Genomic DNA, 20,973 nt, shown 5'->3' on the forward strand with positions numbered 1-20,973 from the left:
GCTAGTCCCAACGGACGATCAGCACCCGCCTGCGGCTCGATAGACTCAAGCCACACCCACTTGTGAGGTCAGCCGAATGAGCCTGGAACACCGCATTGCCCGCCTGGAGGCGCTTGACGCCATTCGCCAGCTCAAGCACCGCTATTTCAACGCCTGCGACCTCAAGCAGGTGGAGGTCATCCGCGACTGCTTTGCCGAAGGCGAGATCCTCATCGACTACGGCCCGGTGGGGACGTTTCGCGATCGCGACAGTTTCGTCGCGCTCTATCAGCAACTGGCGTGCAACGCGCGGGTGATCGACCTGCATCACGGCGCCAACCCGGAAATACACCTGACCGGTGACGACCAGGCCCAGGGCCGCTGGGCCCTGTACTACTTCAACCTGGATGGTGAGAGCGGCGCCACGCGGCAACTGGGTGGCATCTACCAGGATCGTTACCGGTGCATCGATGGGCAGTGGAAGATGATCGAGACCTGCTTCAGCGCTCATTCGCGGGTAGAGGGCTAGGCTTTGTACGAAAAGTGCCTGCGCGACGATCATGCTGCGTTGAAAACAGGCTCGGAATGCTCATTTACAACTCGTAAAGTCGTGCGCGACCCCGGCCGTTCCTCGCCTGTTTTCGCCTTGCCTGATCGCCGCTCGGCGACTTTTCGTACAAACCCTAGTCAAGGGCCTGGAGGCGTGAATGCGGTATTTGCTTTAAATGTAAAGTATTCGCATTTATACTGCGCGGCCACGCCTCCCTTGGCATTCCCTTCGCGCAGGTCATCGTGCAGGTCGAGCCCAGCAAACCCACACTCCTGGCAACCTTGGTCCGTCATTATGACGAACTGGTGGACCATGTGCGCCGACGTTTTGGCGAGCGGGTGTTCGCCCGTGAAGTGGTGCATGACTTGTGCCTGCAGTTGCTGGAAAAGGACGAAAAACAGGACGTGCGCACGCCGGTGGCGTTGTTGCGCAAGATCGCCCACGACATTGCGGTTAGCCGCTACCGTAGCGAGCACCGTCGCCAGGGCTGGATAATCGGCGTTGATGCCTTGCCTGAGGTCGCCAGTGGCGCCCCAAGCCAGGAACGCCATCTTGACGCTGAACGCACCCTGGCGCTGCTGACCGATGCGATTGCCAACTTGCCGGCGCGCTGCCAGGCGGTGTTCGTCATGCACAAACTGCACGAACTGCCGCAAGCGCAAGTGGCCGAACGCCTGGGCATCTCGCTCAAGACTGTAGAAAAGCACCTGCGCCTGGGCATGAGTGCGTGCCGCAAACACCTGGCCTCGGAGCTGCAACCATGAGCCGCAAGCCCCAGGACTACCGCGAAGAAGACGAAGCCCTGGCGCGTTTTCGCGAGGAGCTCAAGCAGCGATTCCCGCTGCCGGCGCCAACACCCGCCAAGCGCAAGCGCGCCACCGGCAAAACCCTCGGGCTGGTTGTGCTGGCCCTGGCGGCTGGCGCGCTGTGGTTGGACCCTGCGTATCAAACTCAACATATCGCCAGCCAGGTCGGCCAGCGCCAGGCCCTGCAGCTGGCCGATGGTAGCCAGGTGCTGCTCGACAGCGACAGCGAGCTGACCATCAGCTGGCACCTGCGCACCCGTCAGGTCGAGCTGCAACGGGGGCAGGCGCTGTTCCAGGTGTCGCCGAGGGTCTACCGGCCGTTTCTGGTCGATGCCGGCGGGGCAGGGGTGCGGGTGGTCGGCACCCGCTTCAACGTCAACCGCAACGGGCAAGACGTGCAGGTGACCGTGGCCGAAGGCAAGGTCGCGGTGCGCGGGCGTGCCACCGAGGCGGTGACGTTGCTCGAACCTGGCCAGCAACTGCGCGTGCGCGATGGCATCGCCGGCCCGATGACCCGGGTCAGCGCCGATGATGTCACGGCCTGGAAAGACAACCGCCTGGTGTTTGCAAGCACGCCGCTGGCCGAGGTGATCGGCACGCTGCAGCGCTATCACCGCCAGCCGATCAGGCTGATCGACCCGGGCATGGCCCGCTTGCCGGTATCCGGGGTGTTCGACAGCGCGCATGTCGAGCGTCTGCTGGCGCTGTTGCCGGCAATCCTGCCGGTCAGCGTTGCAACCGCGGCTGATGGCGCGGTGCTGATCAAATCCCGCGACACGAAAAATAATCTGCGCCAGAGGTAGGGTTGCGCGGCTTTGCTGACGGCTATCTCTCTGCAACCTTACTTTGTGGAGCATAAAAACGTGAGTCAGCCCTTCCTGCGTGCGCCTGTGCGCCTGTCTTTGCTGGCCAGCGGCCTGCTGCTGAGCCAGTGGTCGCTGGCGCAATCGGCACCGGTCGATTTCGATGTGCCCGCCAGCTCGCTGGAAACATCCCTGAACGCCGTCGCCCGCCAATCCTCGGCGCAGATCCTCTTTGCCAGCGACATCACTGCCGGCAAGAGCGCACCTGCGCTGCGCGGGCGCTACACCTTGCAGCAAGCACTGCAGCGGCTGCTGGGCAAGAGCGGGCTGACCGCCCAGGAGCGCGACGAACATACCTACCTGGTGCTGCCGGTCGCCACTTCAGCTGTTAACGAAGCGCCCGCCAGCGATTCGGCTGCAGTGGAACTGGCCAGCCTGGAGATCAGCTCGTCGCGCCTGAACAGCGACCTGGTGCCGCAAGCCCGGCAGGTCAATGTCATCGAGCGTGAACAACTGCAGCAGTTGCGCCAAGGCTCTGATGGCCTGGCCACCCTGCTGGCGAAAAGCATCCCCGGCATGGCGGACTCCAGCCGCACCATCACCGACTACGGGCAGACGCTGCGTGGGCGGACGATGCTGGTGCTGGTCGACGGCGTACCGCTGAACACCAACCGCGATTCCTCGCGCAACCTGGCCAACATCGACCCGGCGCTGATCGAGCGCATCGAAGTGATTCGTGGCAGCAGCGCCATTTATGGTGCGGGGGCCACCGGCGGGATCATCTCCATCACCACCCGCCCGGCCGGCGGCGAGCCGCGTGCGCAAACCACCCTCAGCGCCGTATCGCCACTGAGCCAGTTAGACAGCGACGGCCTCGGCGGGCAGTTGCAGCATCACCTGTCGGGCGCCCAGGGCCAGGTCGATTACGCCCTGGATTTTGGCGCCCGGCACATTGGCGCCTCCTATGACGCCAAAGGCCACCGTATAGCGCCCGAGCCGAGCCAGGGCGACCTGTTTGACTCCAACACCTACAACATCGGCGGCAAACTGGGCTTGCGCATCGACGATGTGCAGCGCATCCAGCTGTCGGCCAGCCACTACAACGCCGAGCAGAACTCCGACTACACCTCCGACCCCTCGGTTGCACGGTTACCGCCAGGTTCGGTGCCGGCAAGGCCGCTGTCGGGGCTGTCGCTGGATGAGCAGAACCAGATCAAGAACACCTTGCTCAACCTTGAATACGCCCACACCGACATCCTCGGCGGCACGCTCAATGCGCAGCTTTACTACCGCGACTACTTCACCCGCTTCACGCCGTTTGATGCGCGGGCGGTGGCCACCCGCGGGCGCAATGTCGACCAGGTGATGCAGAACAGCGAAGTATTCGGCAGCCGCGTGACCCTGCGCACCCCGATCGGCAGCGCGGGCACGACCGAGCTGCTGTGGGGCGGCGACTTCAACCAGGAACGCAGCGACATGCCGATCGACATCTTCGACCCGCAGGTGTACGACGCCAGCGGCGGCCGGGTGTTCGACAAGATCGGCAAGCTGACCTACATGCCCGACCTGACCTCGCGCAGTGTCGGTGGCTTTGCCCAGTTGCAGCACAAGTTCAATGAGCACTGGTCGATGGAAGGCGGCGTGCGCTACGAGTACGCCACCGCCGAGTACGATGACTTCATCCCGCTGTCGGAATCGGCCGCCGCCCAGCCGGCCACGGTGCAGGGTGGCGAGGTGCACTACGACTCGGTGCTGTCCAACCTCAGCGTCACCTACTCACCGGTGGCCGGCCAGGAGCTCTATGCGGCGTTCAGCCAGGGTTTCCAGCTGCCCGATATTGGCGTGCAACTGCGCAATGCCCGGCGCGGCTTTGATATCGATTCGTCGAACCTGGAGCCGGTGAAAACCAACAACTACGAGCTGGGCTGGCGCGGCGCCGTGGGCGAGCAGACCCTGGCGTCGTTGGCGGTGTTCTACACCACCTCCAAGCTGGGCGATGTGCAGAGCTTCAACAACGGTCTGATCCTCACCCGCACCAAGGAGCGCATCTATGGCGTGGAAGGCAGTGCCGACTGGCTGACCGGCGATGAGCGTTGGGGCGCCGGTGGCAGCTTTACCTGGATGAAAGGCCGCGAGCAGCCGGACGGCGGCGACTGGCAAGACATGACCGGCTACCGCATCCCGCCGCTGAAACTGACCGCCTATGTGCAGTTCAAGCCCAGCGAGGTGTGGAGCAACCGCGTGCAAGCCACCTATTTTGACGGCGATGACTATCGCCTGGATGGCGTTGCCAGCTTCGGTCGGCGCAAGGTCGATGGCTACACCACGGTCGACCTGATCAGCCAGTACCAGGTGACCGCCGACGATCAGGTCAGCGTCGGTATCCAGAACCTGTTCAACCGCGATTACTACCCGCTGTACAGCCAGCTGATGCGCAACAGCAACAACACCAGCCACCTGCCGGCGCCGGGGACGGTGTTGACGGCCAGTTATACGCATCAGTGGTAGTGGTTCGTTGGCAAGCGGCGCAGCCCGAAAACTTTCGGGCTGCGCCGCTTGCTGACAGTCACGCTTCAAGGGATGCAGGGGCAAAGTAGCAGGCGCTTTGCAGCAAGGTGCCGGTTTTGCGCCAGTGAGGTGGTGTGGCTTTAGCCGACCTTTAAATTGCCACCCGCAGCCGCCCGATTGGCTTCAATCTCATCCAGCAGCTCGGCGTTATCTTCCGCCCACTCATAGAGCGCCATCAGCGGCTCGACAAATCTGTGCCCCACCTCGGTCAGTGAATACTCGACCATGGGCGGCACCACCTGGTGCACCTTGCGCGCGAGCAAACCATCACTCTCCAGCTCGCGCAGGGTCTGGGTAAGCATCTTCTTTGAAATTCCCGGCATCGTGCGCTGAAGCTGGCCTGTGCGCATCGAGCCGAAACTCAGCACATAAATCACCATGGACGACCATTTCGGCGCCAATAGCGCGTGAATTCTACGAGGTGGGCATTGCTCACAGACCACCATGGGAATACCGGGATCGCGAACAGTGGGTGTCGTCATGGTTACCATTGGGTGCCTACGTTTCAAAAAAGTGCCTAATCGACAGATGATACCTAAAGGCTCAAGCTAACCCTAATCCCTGAATTACACACTGTAAACAACCTCTAAGGAGATCAGAATGAGCAGCCAGTCGACAATGCGAGCCATGGTGCTAGACGACTACGCGAGCGGAACATTGCTGGAGCAAACCGTACAGCGCCCGTCGCCACGGGCGGGTGAAGTACTCGTGCGCATTGCAGCCAGCGGCGTTAACCCCATCGACAACATGATTCGTCTGGGGCTTGCCCCCTACGCCATGCCGGAGTTGCCCGCGATTCTCGGTACCGACCTTGCAGGCGTCGTGGTTGAAACCGGGCCGGAGGTGACGGCCTTCAACGTCGGCGATGAGGTTTACGGACTCACCGGAGGCGTTCGCGGGCTGCAGGGCTCGCTGGCCGAATATGCTGCGGTCGACGCTGCGCTGCTGGCATTGAAACCGAAGAACCTGAGCATGCGCGAAGCCGCGGCACTTCCGCTGGTATTTTTGACCGCCTGGGAAGGCATGGTCGATCGCGCCGCTGTCCAGCCCGGCCAGCGAGTATTGGTGCAAGGCGGCGCTGGCGGAGTCGGCCATGTAGCAATCCAGATTGCCGCCGCACACGGCGCTGAGGTGTACGCGACAGCGTCCGCCGGCAAGCAGGCAATCGTCGCATCGTTTGGCGCTACGCCTATTGATTACAACGCCAGAACCGTCGAGCAATACGTTGCGGAGTTCACTGAAGGCAAAGGCTTCGACATCGTGTATGACACCGTGGGCGGACAGAGCCTGGACGACTCCCTGGTTGCGGCCAAAGCCTATGGCCATGTCGCCAGTTGTTTTGCTTTCGCCTCCCACAACCTGGCCCCTGGCTCCCTGCGTTGCGTGACGCTGTCAGGCATATTCGTGCTTTTGCCCATGCTCAGCGGCGAAGGGCGCGCGCACCATGGGCAAATCCTGCGGCATGCGACGCGGCTTGCAGAAGAGGGCAAGCTCAAACCGCTGATGGACCCTCACCGTTTTGGGTTGGCCCAAGCCCAGGATGCGCAGGTGTTGCAGGGTTCGGGTAAGGCCGTGGGTAAGGTTGTCATCGATATCGAGTAACGTCCTCCTGCCAGACGCTCCGTGGTGGCAAATCCAACACCTTGCGCTAGCCTCAGAGTGCTCCTCCTGGGAGCAGATCAGCCGGGCCATGTACGGCCCTTAATAAAGTTCTGAGGGAATAGAACAATGTCTAAAATTGATTTTTCATCGCAGAAGTCCAACGTCAATGATTCAGCATCATTGATGCCGAGCATTGCCAATAAAAAAATCCTCATGGGGTTCTGGCATAACTGGCAAGCCGGCCATAGTGACGGTTATCAAGGTGGGCACTTTGCCAATCTGAATCTGGTGGATGTACCCAAGGACTACAACGTTGTTGCTGTGGCTTTCATGAAAGGCCAAGGTATTCCTACCTTCAGGCCTTACAACCTCTCCGACGATGAGTTTCGCCGTCAGGTCGGCGTGCTCAACAACCAGGGGAGGGCGGTGCTGATCTCATTGGGCGGCGCCGACGCTCATATTGAGTTGCACAAGGGCGATGAGCAGCCACTGGCGAATGAAATCATTCGCCTGGTTGAAGTCTACGGCTTTGACGGGCTGGATATCGACCTGGAGCAAAGCGCGATTGATTATGCTGACAACAAGACGGTGTTGCCGGCGGCCTTGAAACTGGTGAAGGATCACTACAAGGACGAAGGAAAACATTTCATCATCAGCATGGCACCCGAGTTTCCCTACCTCAGGGTTAATGGCAAGTACGTTGGCTACATTCAGGCCCTTGAGGGCTACTACGATTTCATCGCGCCGCAGTATTACAACCAGGGTGGCGATGGGGTCTGGGTACAAGAGGCCAACGGTGGTAAAGGGGCCTGGATTGCCCAGGGCGATGACAAGATGAAAGAGGATTTCCTCTACTACCTGACCGAAAGCCTGGTGACCGGCACTCGGGATTACATCGCCATTCCCGCAGATAAATTCGTCATTGGCTTACCGGCCAATAATGACGCTGCCGCCACTGGCTATGTGATAGATCCTGCGGCCGTTGTCAATGCATTCAAGCGTCTCGACGCTGCTGGCCATTCCATCAAGGGGCTGATGACCTGGTCTATCAACTGGGACGACGGCGTTACCCGGGACAATGTTGCCTACAACTGGGAGTTCTACGATCGCTACGCACCGTTGATTCACGGCGAATCGCAGCCTGGTGACCGGCCAACGGCTCCGGCGAACCTGTCGGCCAGGGACGTCACCGAAATCAGTATGACCTTGAGTTGGGGGGCTTCAAGCGGCCCTCGGCCGATCGAGACATACACGCTATACCGGGACGGGGCTGCGATAGGCAATACGCCAGCCTTAACGCTGAAGGACGCCGGCCTGACAGCGAACACTCAGTACAGCTACTTTGTCACCGCAACAGACGCTCAGGGGAATCAGTCGCTTCCGAGCAAGAACCTGAGCATTCGAACGGCGGGAGACATCACCGATCCAGCGTTCCCCGAGTGGCAGTTGAACCAACGGTATCGCAAGGAGGATGGCGTGAGTTACGAAGGCAATAATTACGTGTGCCTGCAAGAGCACGTATCAAACTCAGGCTGGACACCACCAGTGGCGTTTACGCTGTGGGCGAAGGTGGCGATCAAGCGGCGAGCTTAGAGGGGAAGGTGAAGCCCGGCGTGATGCCGGGCTTTCCCGGGCCATTGTGGTTGACCAGCTTGAACACCAGGCCTTCGGGCTTGAAGTTGATCCCTTCATGCAACGGCGATTCTGGCCACAGCGCGCCGATCAGTACCTGGCCGGAAGGCGCCACCAGGGTGAAGTGGTCGTAGATCGACCATTCCATGGTACGTTCGTAGTCATTAGCCTGAGACAAGTCTAAAAGAGTGGCGACATTAACCTCAGAATCGGCGCCTTTGATATGTATTCTCTCAGCTGTAAGGTCAACATCGATGTAGGCTAATAGATGATTTGGCTGCGTATTTTTTGTAGATTCGTAGTTTTGCCAATAAACCCTGGGTTTGTTGAGCGGGTGACCGTATGGTTGTCGATTTGTCACCACCTTCGTTTTGATGCTGGAAGTTTCCTTAGTGATAGCCGTTCTAATTTGATCGAGGTCGTCGGCCGGCACACTAATGTCGAAGTTGTCTGGCTGGTTAAATAAGAATACCTGAGGCGAGTGAAAATTAGACGTAGACCAAAACGAACTGTAGAAGCTGGATAAACGCACGCCGAGAGACAAGATTTTGAAGTGCTCACTCGTGGGGATGGCTTTCGGCCTTAAATCGATTCCGAGTGCGACGCCCTTGCTGTCGATAGACGGCGGGGCCAATTACCATACATCTCGACCGCCCAAGTTATTCGGGGAGGGGGCGTGGCTGGTGTAAACGAAACAGCAATTTGTAGACAGCGTTGGGTATAGACTTTAGCCACCGTGTTGCTAGGCGACGAGGTACTGTCAGGCGGAGTGTGCTGGGTTGAAGCTTGGTAAAACAGGCTGAACCCAAAATCCGGCGCAGGGTTGTTCAGGACTTTTGTACGGGTAAGCTACCGACGCGATACTGAAGGATAGAGGCCTCGCTATCTTCGGTTCATTAGGCATATCTGTGGGCACGCTTCCAAGCTAGAAGCTAGAAGCTAGAAGGCAGCAATCAGCTGATCACTGCCTGCAAAACAGGAGCTTACGCGCCACTATTGGTCATGGGTGTCAGACGAATCTTATTTATGAGTGGAGGTAGGATTTTTTCTTAGAGAATGCGCCGATAAACGTAAAAAATTCATCGTGAACTCCTTCAGATAGGAGCAGGTCACGCTTCGGCGCGTGACTTATAATGGTGGTCGATAGCTTTACCCGGGGTTGCCTATAGGACCAGTCTGATTTTTCGAGCGCTCGTTTTGGGTCTGTTTCTACCCGAGTCCTATACGAAACTGTCAACGAACGGCGATCAGAACGGCCAACAGCGGGTGAGTAAATGACCAATCCGCGCGCTCCGCTCGGCGGAAGTTACAGGCTTCTTTTAGTCCCAGTCCTATTTTGTTTTGTGCCAGGGTTGGTAAGCTTATTTGGAGACAGCAAAACCGGGAAACTATTTCATGCGATTGAATGTAATTGCGCCCAGTACGTTTGCAGCATTGCGCGTCATTATGTTAGCGGTGGGCGCAGTCCCTGCTCAACGTATGAGGGGTATGCTTATGGCTAGCGGTATTACGCCTGTGGCTAGCTTCGTTACACTGGGCGAGGTCGAAGTATATTTGAGCAACGGTCCGGTCGATGTCATCGTTTGCCAAATTTGTCCTGAAAGTGATGCAGGCTTGATGTTGCTGAGCGTGCTCAATCGAATGCATAAAAACGGTAAATTGGAGCAGTTGCCCAGCCTGTTCTGGATGGGGGAAACGTCAATGATCGCCGCGACTTGCCCCGGTGATGTCAACTATGGCTCTAGACTGCCTGCAACAGTTCAGACGGCAGGGATCGAGTGCATGGGCGGGGTAGCCATGACTGCGCTGGATTCCCTCGCGCGCTTGGCCAAGGCGGCAGGTATTCATGTGGAAATCCTGCATCGGGAGGGGGCAATGGTCTTGAATGATGCCTTACGAGCGGCGCTGCTGATCCGTACCAAACTCGATTCAGGGCCCGCCCAGGCGGACTTCGAGTTGTTGACCGAAGAAGAACTGATCAGTGCACTCACCACGGGGGAGGGACTGCGTTTCGTGTTCCAGCCACAGTTCGATCTTTTGAGTCGGCGCGTTGTCGGGGCCGAGGCATTAATACGCTGGAAGCACCACCGGCTAGGTGACATCCCCCCTTCTATCATGATCCCGCTGGTCAACCGACTGGGATTGGACCTGCTGTTGTTCAGCTTGGTGGAAATGTGGGCGGTCAGGGTCATGCTCGCGCTCAAGCGCGAGAACTTCGGGATTCCCATCGCCGTCAATGCTTCGGCAAAGACACTCTGTACGCCGAAATTCGCCGAGCGGCTGGCAGCGCGCATGCATGGGGTAGGTTTGCCAGCCCGTTTGCTGAAGCTGGAACTGACCGAAGACGTGCCAGAGCCCGATGAGCTCTTGTTATCTGCAGCGTTGACCGCCATTCGAGCCAAAGGCTTCCAGGTGTCACTAGACGATTTTGGCGTTGGGGCGGCGACGATGAACCTGCTGGTCAATGTTTCATTCGATGAAATGAAAATTGATGGATCTTTTGTCCGGGCCCTTGGAGAGTGTTCATCCTCGGGCAAGGTCATCAGCGGTCTTGTCAACTGGGCGCGGCTACTGAAGTTTAATTTAGTCGCAGAAGGTATCGAAGATGAGTCGACGATTCCCCTGTTGTATCGTTTAGGCTGCAGAGTTGGCCAAGGGTATGCGTTGGCGCATCCCATGGAGTTCGATGACTTTATGATGTTCATGAGAAAACAAAAATAGTTAAAGAGCGCCGCCGCGAAGTATTCAGCCTAGATAAAAAACATCCAACTCGTCGACCCTGGGCATACCCGTTCCCGTAGAGGTAAATAACGGACTGCGCGGCGTGAGGCTCGTGGCTACCTACCAACGCACGCCGTCGCCGTTCTTAGGGAGCGTGGCGGGGGCCATTTGCTCCGATGACAAAGCACTCGCGTACGGTTGGAGAAGGTTGAAATGGTGAATGGAGTGGTTTGGCGAGGTGGGCAGACGGACGATTGACGCAGGCAAATTCAGTTGTGAGATGCGTAACGTTTAAGGGGCAGGGAAAGTGAAACGTTTTTTGTGCTCCGGCTAGCCCATTTGCAACTGTGGCTATACTAGTCTGAACTGTGCGTTGTGTTGCTTGTGTTTATTTTTTGACAGCGATGTACGTGCTGGCTTGAGTGAGTTAAAACGCGATGAAATCTATACGTATTGCGTTATTAGATGACCATGCAGTTGTCAGGCATGGGCTGGTCGATGCGCTGGCGGCTGAAGCGGACCTGAAGGTCGTTGGTGTATATGGACGGAGTCGCGATCTTATCGGCGGGCTGGCAAAAGCCCCCGCGGACCTGCTGGTTCTGGATTTCTCCCTGGGTCCTGACGAACTGGATGGTGCATCCCTAATTCGTGCTGTGCGGGTCAAATACCCCAGTTGCCAGGTCCTGGTGCTGTCCGCGCACCACGATCCAGCGACCGTGAGCCTGGCGATGCGTCTCGGTGCCCGCGGCTTCGTTGGCAAGGGAGAGGACATGCAGCAGTTGCTCAAGGCGATACGACAAGTGGCCTCCGGTGCGGCGTACCTCAGCACGGAGATGACATAGCGTTTGGCTGAAGCGGTTACCAGCGACCCGCCAAAGCAGGGCACGGATACGTCAGACGCCTTCGCCCGGGCAGATCTCAGCAGCCGAGAACAAGAGGTTATTCGTTGTTATCTGGCGGGGATGACTGTGAGTGAGATCGCCAAGAAATTCAATCGCAGTCTCAAGACCATCAGTACTCAGAAAGCGGCGGCGTTTCGCAAACTTGGCGTGACGTCGAACAACGAACTGTTCAAACTCAGTAAAATTATCAGCCCGCCATGACGCGATATGTGCGCAAGGGGCTGATGCTGTGGTTGCTGATAGTGGCGGCACCTCTGATTCAGGCCAGCTCAATCGAACTAAGCCCGGAGGAACGCGCTTGGATCGCCCAGCATCCAGTGTTGCGAGTGGGCGTAGACGAGAACCTGGTACCTTTCGAGTTCCTCAGAGGGGCCGTCCTGCACGGGCGGGCAAAACAATACTTAGAGTTCGTCAGTCTTGCCACCGGGCTTAAATTCCAGTACGTGCCGGGTAAAAGCGTGTCGGTGCGTGATCAAATGCTTCTGGAGGGCCAGGTCGATCTACTATCTTCCCACTTGCAGTTCAAATCCCAGCCTGGCAATCCGGCGATCAAAACGCTTGTCTATCACACCACTTCCCCGATTATTGTAACGCGTGTCGATCGCCCAGACATCTTCGACCTCGATCAGTTGCAGGGCAAGACCGTAATGATCCCGGATGTTGAGCGCTACGCGCGAATGTTCAGCGAACGGTCAATTCATGCCCACCTAATAAAGAGCATGTCGGCGCAGGAAATGTTGAGCAGGGTGGCGGATGGCAGCGCCGATGCAGTGGTCGCCACCGAAACGTTTCTCATGCCGTATCTGTACCGGCGGTTTCAGGGGGTGTTGGAGATATCCGGGGTGGTTGGGAGTCAACTGCTGGACGTGAGTATGGCCGTTCGCGCGGACAATGCGCTACTGGTGTCGATTCTTGAGAAAGTGCTGGGGGCCGTTTCCCCAGCGCAACGCAAGGCGATGTACGATAGGTGGTACCAGGATCTCAACGTGGATACGCCCACGCTATTGAGCATAAGCAGCCACTATTTTCATGTCCTGATCCTGGCGATCCTGGCATTTGCCGGCTTGTGTGTATTTGTGTTTCGTGGCTATCGCCACTGGCGCAGAGCGGTGCATAACGAGCGGCACAAAGCGAGATTCCTGCGCCACATGAACCGTGAGCTTCGCTCACCCATGAATGCCGTACTTGCCGCGATGGAGCTGTTGTTACATACCCGGCTCAATACTCAGCAGCGGCACATTTCCAACTTGGCCAACAGCAGCATAACCGCATTGCGGCACGTGTTGGATGACAGTTTGAACGTGTTGGAAACATCACAACCGGGACTGACTGGACAGCAGGCAGTCGAGCCTACCGAAGTGGGGGCATTGTTGGATGCGGTGGTGGGTTTGCATCGTTTACGGGCGCAGCAAAAGGAATTGGAACTCGAGCTGGATGCCCCTGCACGTTTGCCCCTGCTGCTGCTTGACGGCTCACGCCTGACGCAGGTCATCCACAACCTTCTGTCCAACGCAATTAAATTCACTGAAGCCGGCGGCGTGAAGGTGACGGTGAGCCTAGTGTCTTCGCAAGATAAGGCCCAGTGTTTGCGAATCGTAGTCCGCGATACGGGCGATGGCGTGTCCGAGTCGGCAAGAGCATCGTTGTTCAAGCCTTATGTGCAAGCCCTGCCTGACAAGAAGTTTGGTGGCACAGGGCTCGGTTTGGTGATATGCCAGCAGATGGTAACTGCCATGCAAGGATTCATGACATTCGACAGCACACCGGGGGTTGGTACCACTGTCACTATTTGTCTGCCCGCGGCCAACGCTCCTGAAACGGAGGAAATGCCGAAAGCGTTCAGCATACTCACGCCGCTGTCCCACAGTGGACTATGGATCCTGGTCGTGGAGGACACACGCGCCAACCAGGAAGTGCTGCTGGCCCAGATCAATGGACTGGGCTGTCACCCGATGATCGCGGCTGACGCTGCGCAGGCGAAGGCTTTGTTTGAAGAGCGTGAATACGACCTGATCCTGATGGACTGCGACCTGCCCGACCAAGATGGCTACAGCCTGACTCGCGAGCTGCGCGCTGCCGAGTCGCAGCTCATGCGCACGCGTTGCCCGATCATCGCGATTTCCGCGTCGACTGGTGGCCCGCATTCCAGGCGCTGCAAGGAGGCAGGAATGGATGGGGTGCTTAGCAAGCCTATCCGCCTTGGACAACTGAGTGAGCTCATCGAGCGCTGGTGCGATGTCAACCTGACATTGCCCTCGCCGATTGCGGCTTCACCTGCTTGGCTACCGGCCGAAGCTAGCGAGGAAATGGCCGCTGACCTGGGGTGCCTCATCCAGGCCGTGGCGCTATGTGAGCGTGCTTGCGCACTGCGCTTCGCCCATCGGGTGCGGGGCGCGGCGTTGATCATGGGGTGGTCGGAGCTAGGTTACGCAGCAGGGCATATGGAGGAACTGCTGCGCGACGGCAGGGGTTGGGATGACCCGGCATACGCGCAGGCACTGCAATCAGTCGTTCGACATTGGCACGCTTCGAGCGACGGTATGTCACCGGATGTGCTGCAACTGTCACTGACTACCTGGAGGGGGCAGTCGTGAACATGCTGCTTCTGGTGGGGGGGCTTGCGTTGGCATTGGTTGGTGGCAGGGGTGGCGCCTGTGCGGAAATCGAGCCGATACCGATGAACCTGAGCCAGCAGGAGAGGGACTGGATCGCGGCCCATCCAGTCCTACGGGTCGGGGTCTTTGACGACTTGCAGCCATTTGAATACATGAGCGGCGGTGAGCTGCGAGGACTGTCAGCCAAATATCTGCGACTGATCGCACAGCGCACCGGGTTGAAATTTGAACCGGTGATTACTACCACTCGCAGTGCCCGAAAAGACATGCTGCTCAGTGGTGAAGTCGATGTCTTGTCCACGCGCCGTACGTCCGTCGACCCCAAGGCGGACCAGGGTATGCTTTACACGCAGCCCTACAATACCAGTTCGACCATTCTCGTAAGTCGCTTTTCCGACCAGCCTTTTGTGGGCTTGGAGCATTTGACCGGCCAGCGGTTGGTCATGCTTGGTCGTGAGGGCTATGCCGCTTTTTTGAGCAGCCAGATTCGCGGCGTCACGTTGATCGATGCAAAAAACGCGGTGGACATGCTAGCGATGGTCAATGACGGAAGGGCCGATGCCGCCATTGCTTCCGAATGGTTGGTCATTCCCTACTTGTCACGCCAATACAAAGGGGTGTTGCAGATTTCCGGAGTGGTTCCCTCGTTGCATCGGGGGGTGAGCATGGCCGTGCGCGATACAGATGTCATGCTTTTTTCCATTTTGGAGAAGGTGCTGGCCTCCATTAGTACAGATGAGCGCAAGGGGATTTGCGACGATTGGTTGGCCGAACTGAATGTCGATATTCCAACGGTTCAAGTCATTGCCGAACATTACGAATCGGAGTTGTGGTTTCTGCTGGCCATAGTGTTATTGCTGCTGATGCTAGTCTGGCAAAGCCGGGTTCAAAGTGTACGTGCCGCACGTGGCGAGCGGAAAAAAGCGATGTTCCTGGCGGTGATGAGTCATGAAGTACGATCGCCCATGAACGCCGTTCTGGCTGCGGTGGAATTGCTGCAGCACACACCGCTCGATGACCACCAGCGCAAACTAACCAATCTCGTCAACAGCGGCGCCAATACCTTGCTGCGTCTGGTGGATGATGTGCTTGATATCTCCAAGATGGAGGCCGGAAAACTTCAACTTGACCCCGAGCCTACGGACCTTTGGACGCTTGCCGATGAGGTGGTCGAGAGCTACCGGCAGTCTGCAGAGGAAAAAGGCATTGGCCTGACAATTACCGGCGACCGCCAGTTACCGTGTCTGTTGCTGGACAAGCGTCGTGTAACTCAGGTGGTACGCCACCTGGTTGCCAATGCAGTCAAGTACACCGAGTGCGGAAAGGTCCAGGTGCAATTGCGGAGGTTGAGCGGTGGGGGTGGTACCGACCATTTACGTATCCGTGTCATTGACACAGGCGTGGGGCTGTCCAAGCAAGCACAGCGCTCCCTGTTTCGACCGTCCTGGCGCTTCAACCATTCTACCAGTCGCATGGGGGGCACGAAGCTGGGCTTAGTGCTTTGTCGTCGGTTGGTAAGCCTGATGAAAGGCCGACTAACGCTGGCCAGCGAGCTTGGGAAGGGCACGCGCATAGACATGACTCTGCCGCTGGTGCTGGCCCCACGTGTCGCCACTGCGTGCGGCAGCGAGGAGATACATGCTGTGGTGGCGGACACTGCACCCCCCACGAGTGTGCGGGTACTGCTGGTCGAGAAGCCGAGCGTAGAGCGGCAGGTGTTGGTCGAGTTACTCCGGCGCTTAGGCTGCGAAACCTTGTTGGCGGAGGATGCAGAGGAGGGCCTGGCGCTCTTTCGTGAGCACGCATTTAGCCTGACGTTGCTGGACTGGGACTCGCTGGAGGGGGGTGGCCCTCTAGGCCAGGTCGAGGCGTTTCGCGAATCTCAACATCAACGGCAGCGACCGTCCTGCCCCCTCATCGCCCTGGGGACGCCTGCGGGGCATGAAGGCCTGGAGCACTGTTTCGATGCCGGGGTGGACGGCCTGCTGACCAAGCCCGTACAGTTAGGTCAGCTGGAGCAAATCATCGCGCTGTGGTGCGATTTACCGCTGACGCCCGAATTGTCCAGCCACGTCGAAAACGCCGAGAGAACATTGTTCTCCCCTGAGCTGCGCACGCATGTCAGTAACCTCGTCGAAGCGTTGGCGATGCATGACAGTCGTCGAGCTTCGCAGGTTCTGCATCAATGGCGCATTGCGCAGCCGCAAGACTTTGCGCGCCTTATCCCCACCCTCGAGTTGATCGATCAATTGTTGAAGGACAGCGTTGATTGGCCTGCAGAGGCCCTGGTACCGCCGCTGCGTGTGCTGCTCACGCAGTGGGCTGAGTTATGCCGCGTCGCTCAAGCACCTGGATACATGCCCGCCTCTTAGAGACGTCGCCGCGCGCACCCGTACCTGACTCAGTTTTGTATGAAGCGCACCGGCAAGAGGTGCATGGTGCGTGGAGAACAGCCTGGGAATACTGATGCGCAACTCGTTAAGTTATGCGCAACGGCACCCGCTCCTCATTTTTTGGCTTTTCACGTTCGCTGCATGGCGACAATTCATAAAAACCTACCATAAAGTTTGAGTTATCCGGTTTTTTGGGACCAGTCCTATTGAAGAGCGACGTTATCGACGGGTATCGGCGAGAGGCGTCATTTGTTCAATATTTCGAGTCGTTGTTTTTAGGAGCGCTCCTATTTCATGAGTGTGGGAGCAGCTCTAGTATTTCGCCTGCAACACAACAGGAGTGTCTCCGCTAAAAAGGCCTCCACTTAAATTATGAATATGGTTGTTTCGGAGTCTTTACATGAACTATACAGCTTGCGCTATTGCCATGCTGGTCGCTGCTACCACTACCTCCGCTGCAATGGCTGCGGATGGCACTATCAATTTCAACGGCGAGCTTAAGGCAGAGACCTGCCAGGTCTCGGTAAACGGCGGTGGCACTTCGGTCGTCACCCTGCCAACGTTTGCAACTTCTGCGCTGGCTGAAGCTGGAAAAGTTGCAGGTCAGACCGGCTTCAATATTAAACTCAGTAATTGCTCTACCGCACTCAAGACTGCAGCTGCATTTTTCGAGGCCGGCGGCACCGTCGACCCGAAAAGCGGTAACCTGAAGAACTCGGGTACGGCCACTAAGGTTCAACTGCAACTGGTCGATGCCGCTAATGGTAAACCGATTAAAGCGGGAAGCGGCGACCAGATTACCACTACCAGCCGTATTGATCTCGATAAGCAGAGCCTGTCGGCCGATCTGCCTTATGCGGTTCAATACTTTGCGGAAGCGGCTACCGGCCCCGGCACCGTGGTGAGTTCCGTGACTTACTCCATCAATTATCAGTAAGTCGCAACAAAGGACTCGCACGCTTTAAGTTCAAGCGGGCGAGTCCTCGCGGCAACGGGACAATTCCATGATGCGCTTAGTTACATTCAAGCGTCTGCTTTTGGTGGGCTTGGCAGGGCTCGCAGCCGCCCAGGCATCTGCGGGCGTAGTGATTACCGGTACCCGGCTGATCTACCCGGCTGGTCAAAAGGAGATCACGGTCAAGCTCGACAATGCAGGCACACAGCCCGCATTGACCCAGTCATGGCTGGATACCGGCAATGTTGAATCGACGCCTACGCAGTCCAAGGCCCCGTTTTTGATCTCGCCTCCTGTGGCGCGTATCGATCCTGGTAAGGGGCAAACACTGCGGGTGATGTTCACCGGCGCTGCGATGGAGCAAGACAGAGAGTCGGTGTTCTGGCTTAACGTGCTTGATATCCCGCCCAAGCCGCAGGGCGAGGGTGATCTGAATACTCTCCAGATGGCGTTTCGTTCGCGGATCAAGTTGTTCTACCGACCAGAGAAGTTGGCGGGTACAGCCAGTGAGGCAATTGAACAGGTGCAGTGGCATGTGGTGCCTGCCCGCAATGGCCAAGGATGGGAGCTGCAGGCATTCAATCCGTCGGCCTTCCATGTCTCGCTGATAGAGCTTGATCTCGTCGATGGCGGTAAGCGTGAGCGCAGCGAGGACGGGATGATCGCGCCAGGTGAGACGCGTGCTTTTCCACTGCCAGCACTGAAAGCCCGGCCGGGAGCTGCCGCTCGCGTCCAGTTCAATGCCATCAATGACTATGGCGCTCTGGTTCCTGTCAGCAAGGCAATCAGCTCTAAGTAATCCTGTACGATTTTAAGCGCGAGCCACTTATGCATAAGCCATCCCTTCCCGGGCCTCTGTCGGGGAAGCGCCCTCACTTCGCCTTGGATCCGCTAGCGGCTTCGCTGTTGAAGGCGCTGTTCACTATCCTCGGCGCCTGCTGTGGTCCGTCCGTAGTGGCCCAGGAAGTGCAATTCAACGATGCATTCCTGCCTGAGGGCTCGCGCGACCTGGATATTGGCGCTTACCAGACAGGTAACCCCGTGATGCCGGGAGTTTACCGCGCTGATGTGGTGCTCAACGGGCAGTTGAGCTTTCGTCACGACATTCGCATTGAGTCTCAACCCGATGGTCGCAACCCCCAGGTTTGCATGAGCCGGGCGCTGTTGGAACGTCAAGGCGTGGAAATGACCAAGCTGGCGGCCGAGGCTATCCTGGCCCTCGACAATGAGGAATGCCCAGCACTGGGGCGTTTGGTACCAGGCGCCACTGCGAGTTTCTCGCCCGACAGTCAAAGGCTCGACCTCAGCATTCCTCAAGTTTCACTCAAGCGTAATGCACGGGGTTATGTCAGCCCGGAGTTGTGGGACCGCGGTATCACTGCCGGCCTGCTCAGTTACAACTTCAACAGCAATCGCAACCATACGCGCACTGGCGACCAAGACTCTGCTTACCTGGGGCTAAATGCCGGCCTCAACCTGGGTGACTGGCGCCTGCGTCATAATAGTTCGATGAGCTGGCAGTCACACCGGGGAAATGACTACCAGGCGCTTAACAGCTATGCCCAGCGCGATGTCACCACATTGAAAAGCCAATTGACGGTTGGCGAATCCAACACCAGCGGCGAACTTTTCGATACGTTGTCATACCGCGGCGTGCAACTCGCAAGTGATGATCGCATGCTGCCTGACTCCTTGCGCGGCTACGCGCCGGTCATTCGCGGTATTGCGCGGACCAATGCGCGGGTGGTCATTCGCCAGGACGGCAATGTGCTGATGGAAACCACTGTAGCCCCTGGTGCTTTCGTCATCGATGACCTGTATGCCACAGGCTACGGGGGCGACCTGGACGTGAGCGTGCTCGAAGCGGACGGTAGCCAGCAGAGCTTTATCGTTCCCTACGCTTCGGTCAGCCAACTACTACGGCCTGGTACCTCGCGCTTCAGCCTCACTGCCGGTCAAACCAGAGACAGCTACCTCAACGAACAGGCACATCTGCTGCAAGGTACGCTGCAATATGGCCTGAACAACACGTTCACAGGCTTTGCAGGCGTACAGTCGAGCGAAGAATACCTGGCGGTACTTTCGGGCCTGGCGTTTGATACCCCTATTGGCGCGATGGCCGCCGACATGACTCATGCCCAGACGACACTGGCAAGTGGTACCGCCAGAGGCCAAAGCCTGCGGCTGTCTTATAACAAGAACCTCCTCAGCACTGGCAGCAACTTCTCAGTGGCAGCCTACCGGTTTTCCACTCATAACTACTTAGACTTCAGCAATGCGCTGCAACTGCTGGATGCTGAGAAGAGTGGCGAGGATGTGAGTCAGCTCGGGCGCCCGCGCAGCCGCTTTTCTATTACCGCAGACCAAAGCCTGGGCCCATGGGGGCAGCTAGCAGTCAGCGGCTTCACGCAGAATTACTGGAACCTGCCAGGCAGCGATGTGCAGTACCAACTCAGCTACAGCAGGCAGTTCGACCGGGTGAGCTTCAGTTTTAACGCCAATCGCAGTCGCAGTGGGCTGGGCGATATGCAAAACAGCTTCTTGCTGACAGTGAGCATGCCGCTGGAGTTTGGCGCTTCGGTCTTCAGTCCGCAAATGACCGCTCAAATCGGCCGAGATGCACAAGGCAATTTCGATCAGCAGGTGGGGATCAATGGCTCCGCCGGTGAAAACCGTCAGTTCGGTTACGGCGCGAATTTCAGTCACGACGGTGCGAGCCGCACGAAAAGCGCTTCGGTCAACGGCCAGTACACAGGCGCTCGGACCATGCTAAACGCTTCCTTGGGACGTGGTGCCGATTACACCAGTATGTCGCTGGGAGCCAGTGGTACGTTGGTTGCCCATTCCGACGGCTTGACGCTGACACCCTATCGTGGCGAAACCATGGCGATCGTGAGCGCGGCAGGCGCCGAAGGGGCGAAGGTAGCCGGCTATCCAGGTCTCAAGCTGGATAGCAGCGGCAATGCCGTGGTGCCTTACCTGCGTCCTTATCAGCTCAATGAAGTGGGCATTGATCCGATTGGTAGTTCGCTGGATGTGGAGCTGAACGAGACCAGTCAGCAAGTGGCCCCACGTTCTGGTGCCGTGGTGCGCCTGCGATACACCACCACCAAAGGGCGTGCGGTATTGCTCAATGTACGCCTGGATGATGGCAGCAGTTTGCCGTTTGGCGCCAGCGTGGTGGACGGCGAGGGTACTTCGGTGGGCACCGTAGGGCAGGGCGGGCAACTGTATGCGCGGATTAAGCCCGAGACCCGGCAGTTGTTGGTCAACTGGGGAAGCAAGGCGCTGCAACGTTGCGCGCTGGTGATTCCCCCCGCACCTGACAAGGAGCAACAGCTCCAACAATTGGACGCTGTTTGTGCAGCCGGTAAGGAGGTAGCTGACAGCGCTCTGCCTGACACTCGAAAGATTCCTTTGTGAAATGCTCACTTCTAGTTGAAGCGG

At 58.0% G+C, this 20,973-nt stretch carries 16 protein-coding genes; 14 read left to right on the plus strand and 2 right to left on the minus strand.

Features of this window, described 5'->3' with window-relative positions; genetic code table 11:
- The first annotated feature begins 76 nt into the window (after positions 1 to 76).
- The 4 genes from ABIE20_RS01345 to ABIE20_RS01360 all read left to right on the plus strand — a co-directional run bounded on the left by ABIE20_RS01345 (position 77) and on the right by ABIE20_RS01360 (position 4,646).
- Positions 77 to 508, plus strand: coding sequence for a nuclear transport factor 2 family protein (locus tag ABIE20_RS01345; RefSeq protein WP_429502148.1), 432 nt, complete (start codon positions 77 to 79; stop codon positions 506 to 508).
- Positions 509 to 771: 263 nt separating this feature from the next.
- Positions 772 to 1,293: an RNA polymerase sigma factor gene (locus ABIE20_RS01350; protein ID WP_429502150.1), complete on the plus strand. Its 522-nt coding sequence runs from the start codon at positions 772 to 774 to the stop codon at positions 1,291 to 1,293.
- Positions 1,290 to 2,138: a FecR family protein gene (locus ABIE20_RS01355; protein WP_429502152.1), complete on the plus strand. Its 849-nt coding sequence runs from the start codon at positions 1,290 to 1,292 to the stop codon at positions 2,136 to 2,138. Before ABIE20_RS01350 ends, ABIE20_RS01355 begins: the two co-directional genes overlap by 4 nt.
- A gap of 60 nt (positions 2,139 to 2,198) precedes the next feature.
- A complete protein-coding gene (locus ABIE20_RS01360) occupies positions 2,199 to 4,646 on the plus strand; it encodes a TonB-dependent siderophore receptor (protein ID WP_429502154.1) in 2,448 nt (815 codons plus the stop codon).
- Positions 4,647 to 4,786: 140 nt separating this feature from the next.
- Here the strand turns inward: ABIE20_RS01360 and ABIE20_RS01365 are convergent, their stop codons facing one another.
- On the minus strand, positions 4,787 to 5,188 hold the full coding sequence (locus ABIE20_RS01365) for a winged helix-turn-helix transcriptional regulator (RefSeq protein WP_429502156.1): 402 nt from the start codon (positions 5,186 to 5,188) through the stop codon (positions 4,787 to 4,789).
- A 118-nt stretch (positions 5,189 to 5,306) separates the two neighbouring features.
- On the opposite strand from ABIE20_RS01365, the gene ABIE20_RS01370 reads away from it, so the two are divergent.
- Together ABIE20_RS01370 and ABIE20_RS01375 are read left to right on the plus strand one after the other, a co-directional pair.
- Positions 5,307 to 6,308: a zinc-dependent alcohol dehydrogenase family protein gene (locus ABIE20_RS01370; protein WP_429502158.1), complete on the plus strand. Its 1,002-nt coding sequence runs from the start codon at positions 5,307 to 5,309 to the stop codon at positions 6,306 to 6,308.
- Between the two features lie 126 nt (positions 6,309 to 6,434).
- On the plus strand, positions 6,435 to 7,901 hold the full coding sequence (locus ABIE20_RS01375; RefSeq protein WP_429502160.1) for a glycosyl hydrolase family 18 protein: 1,467 nt from the start codon (positions 6,435 to 6,437) through the stop codon (positions 7,899 to 7,901).
- On the opposite strand, the gene ABIE20_RS01380 is transcribed toward ABIE20_RS01375, so the two are convergent.
- Complete coding sequence (locus ABIE20_RS01380) at positions 7,885 to 8,574, minus strand: hypothetical protein (protein WP_429502162.1); 690 nt, start codon at positions 8,572 to 8,574, stop codon at positions 7,885 to 7,887. The genes ABIE20_RS01375 and ABIE20_RS01380 overlap by 17 nt on opposite strands.
- 761 nt (positions 8,575 to 9,335) lie before the next feature.
- Here ABIE20_RS01380 and ABIE20_RS01385 point away from each other — a divergent pair.
- The 8 genes from ABIE20_RS01385 to ABIE20_RS01420 all read left to right on the plus strand — a co-directional run bounded on the left by ABIE20_RS01385 (position 9,336) and on the right by ABIE20_RS01420 (position 20,949).
- Positions 9,336 to 10,661 carry an EAL domain-containing protein gene (locus ABIE20_RS01385; RefSeq protein WP_429502163.1) on the plus strand — a complete coding sequence of 442 codons (1,326 nt, stop codon included), beginning with the start codon at positions 9,336 to 9,338 and terminating at the stop codon, positions 10,659 to 10,661.
- 437 nt (positions 10,662 to 11,098) lie between these two features.
- On the plus strand, positions 11,099 to 11,503 hold the full coding sequence (locus tag ABIE20_RS01390) for a response regulator (protein WP_429502165.1): 405 nt from the start codon (positions 11,099 to 11,101) through the stop codon (positions 11,501 to 11,503).
- A gap of 3 nt (positions 11,504 to 11,506) precedes the next feature.
- Positions 11,507 to 11,764, plus strand: a complete 258-nt coding sequence (locus ABIE20_RS01395) for a helix-turn-helix domain-containing protein (RefSeq protein ID WP_429502167.1) — start codon at positions 11,507 to 11,509, stop codon at positions 11,762 to 11,764.
- 8 nt (positions 11,765 to 11,772) lie between these two features.
- On the plus strand, positions 11,773 to 14,157 hold the full coding sequence (locus ABIE20_RS01400; protein WP_429502169.1) for a hybrid sensor histidine kinase/response regulator: 2,385 nt from the start codon (positions 11,773 to 11,775) through the stop codon (positions 14,155 to 14,157).
- 2 nt (positions 14,158 to 14,159) lie between these two features.
- The gene (locus ABIE20_RS01405; protein WP_429502382.1) at positions 14,160 to 16,550 is read left to right on the plus strand and encodes an ATP-binding protein; all 2,391 of its coding nucleotides are present in this window, start codon (positions 14,160 to 14,162) and stop codon (positions 16,548 to 16,550) included.
- A gap of 421 nt (positions 16,551 to 16,971) precedes the next feature.
- Positions 16,972 to 17,508, plus strand: a complete 537-nt coding sequence (locus ABIE20_RS01410) for a fimbrial protein (RefSeq protein ID WP_429502171.1) — start codon at positions 16,972 to 16,974, stop codon at positions 17,506 to 17,508.
- A gap of 67 nt (positions 17,509 to 17,575) precedes the next feature.
- A complete protein-coding gene (locus tag ABIE20_RS01415; protein WP_429502173.1) occupies positions 17,576 to 18,325 on the plus strand; it encodes a fimbrial biogenesis chaperone in 750 nt (249 codons plus the stop codon).
- 107 nt (positions 18,326 to 18,432) lie between these two features.
- Positions 18,433 to 20,949 (plus strand): fimbria/pilus outer membrane usher protein, encoded by a 2,517-nt coding sequence (locus tag ABIE20_RS01420; RefSeq protein WP_429502175.1) that lies wholly within the window; start codon positions 18,433 to 18,435, stop codon positions 20,947 to 20,949.
- The last annotated feature ends 24 nt before the right edge of the window (positions 20,950 to 20,973 follow it).

The organism is Pseudomonas sp. 2835 (assembly GCF_050435905.1).
In the GTDB taxonomy this organism is placed as follows: domain Bacteria; phylum Pseudomonadota; class Gammaproteobacteria; order Pseudomonadales; family Pseudomonadaceae; genus Aquipseudomonas.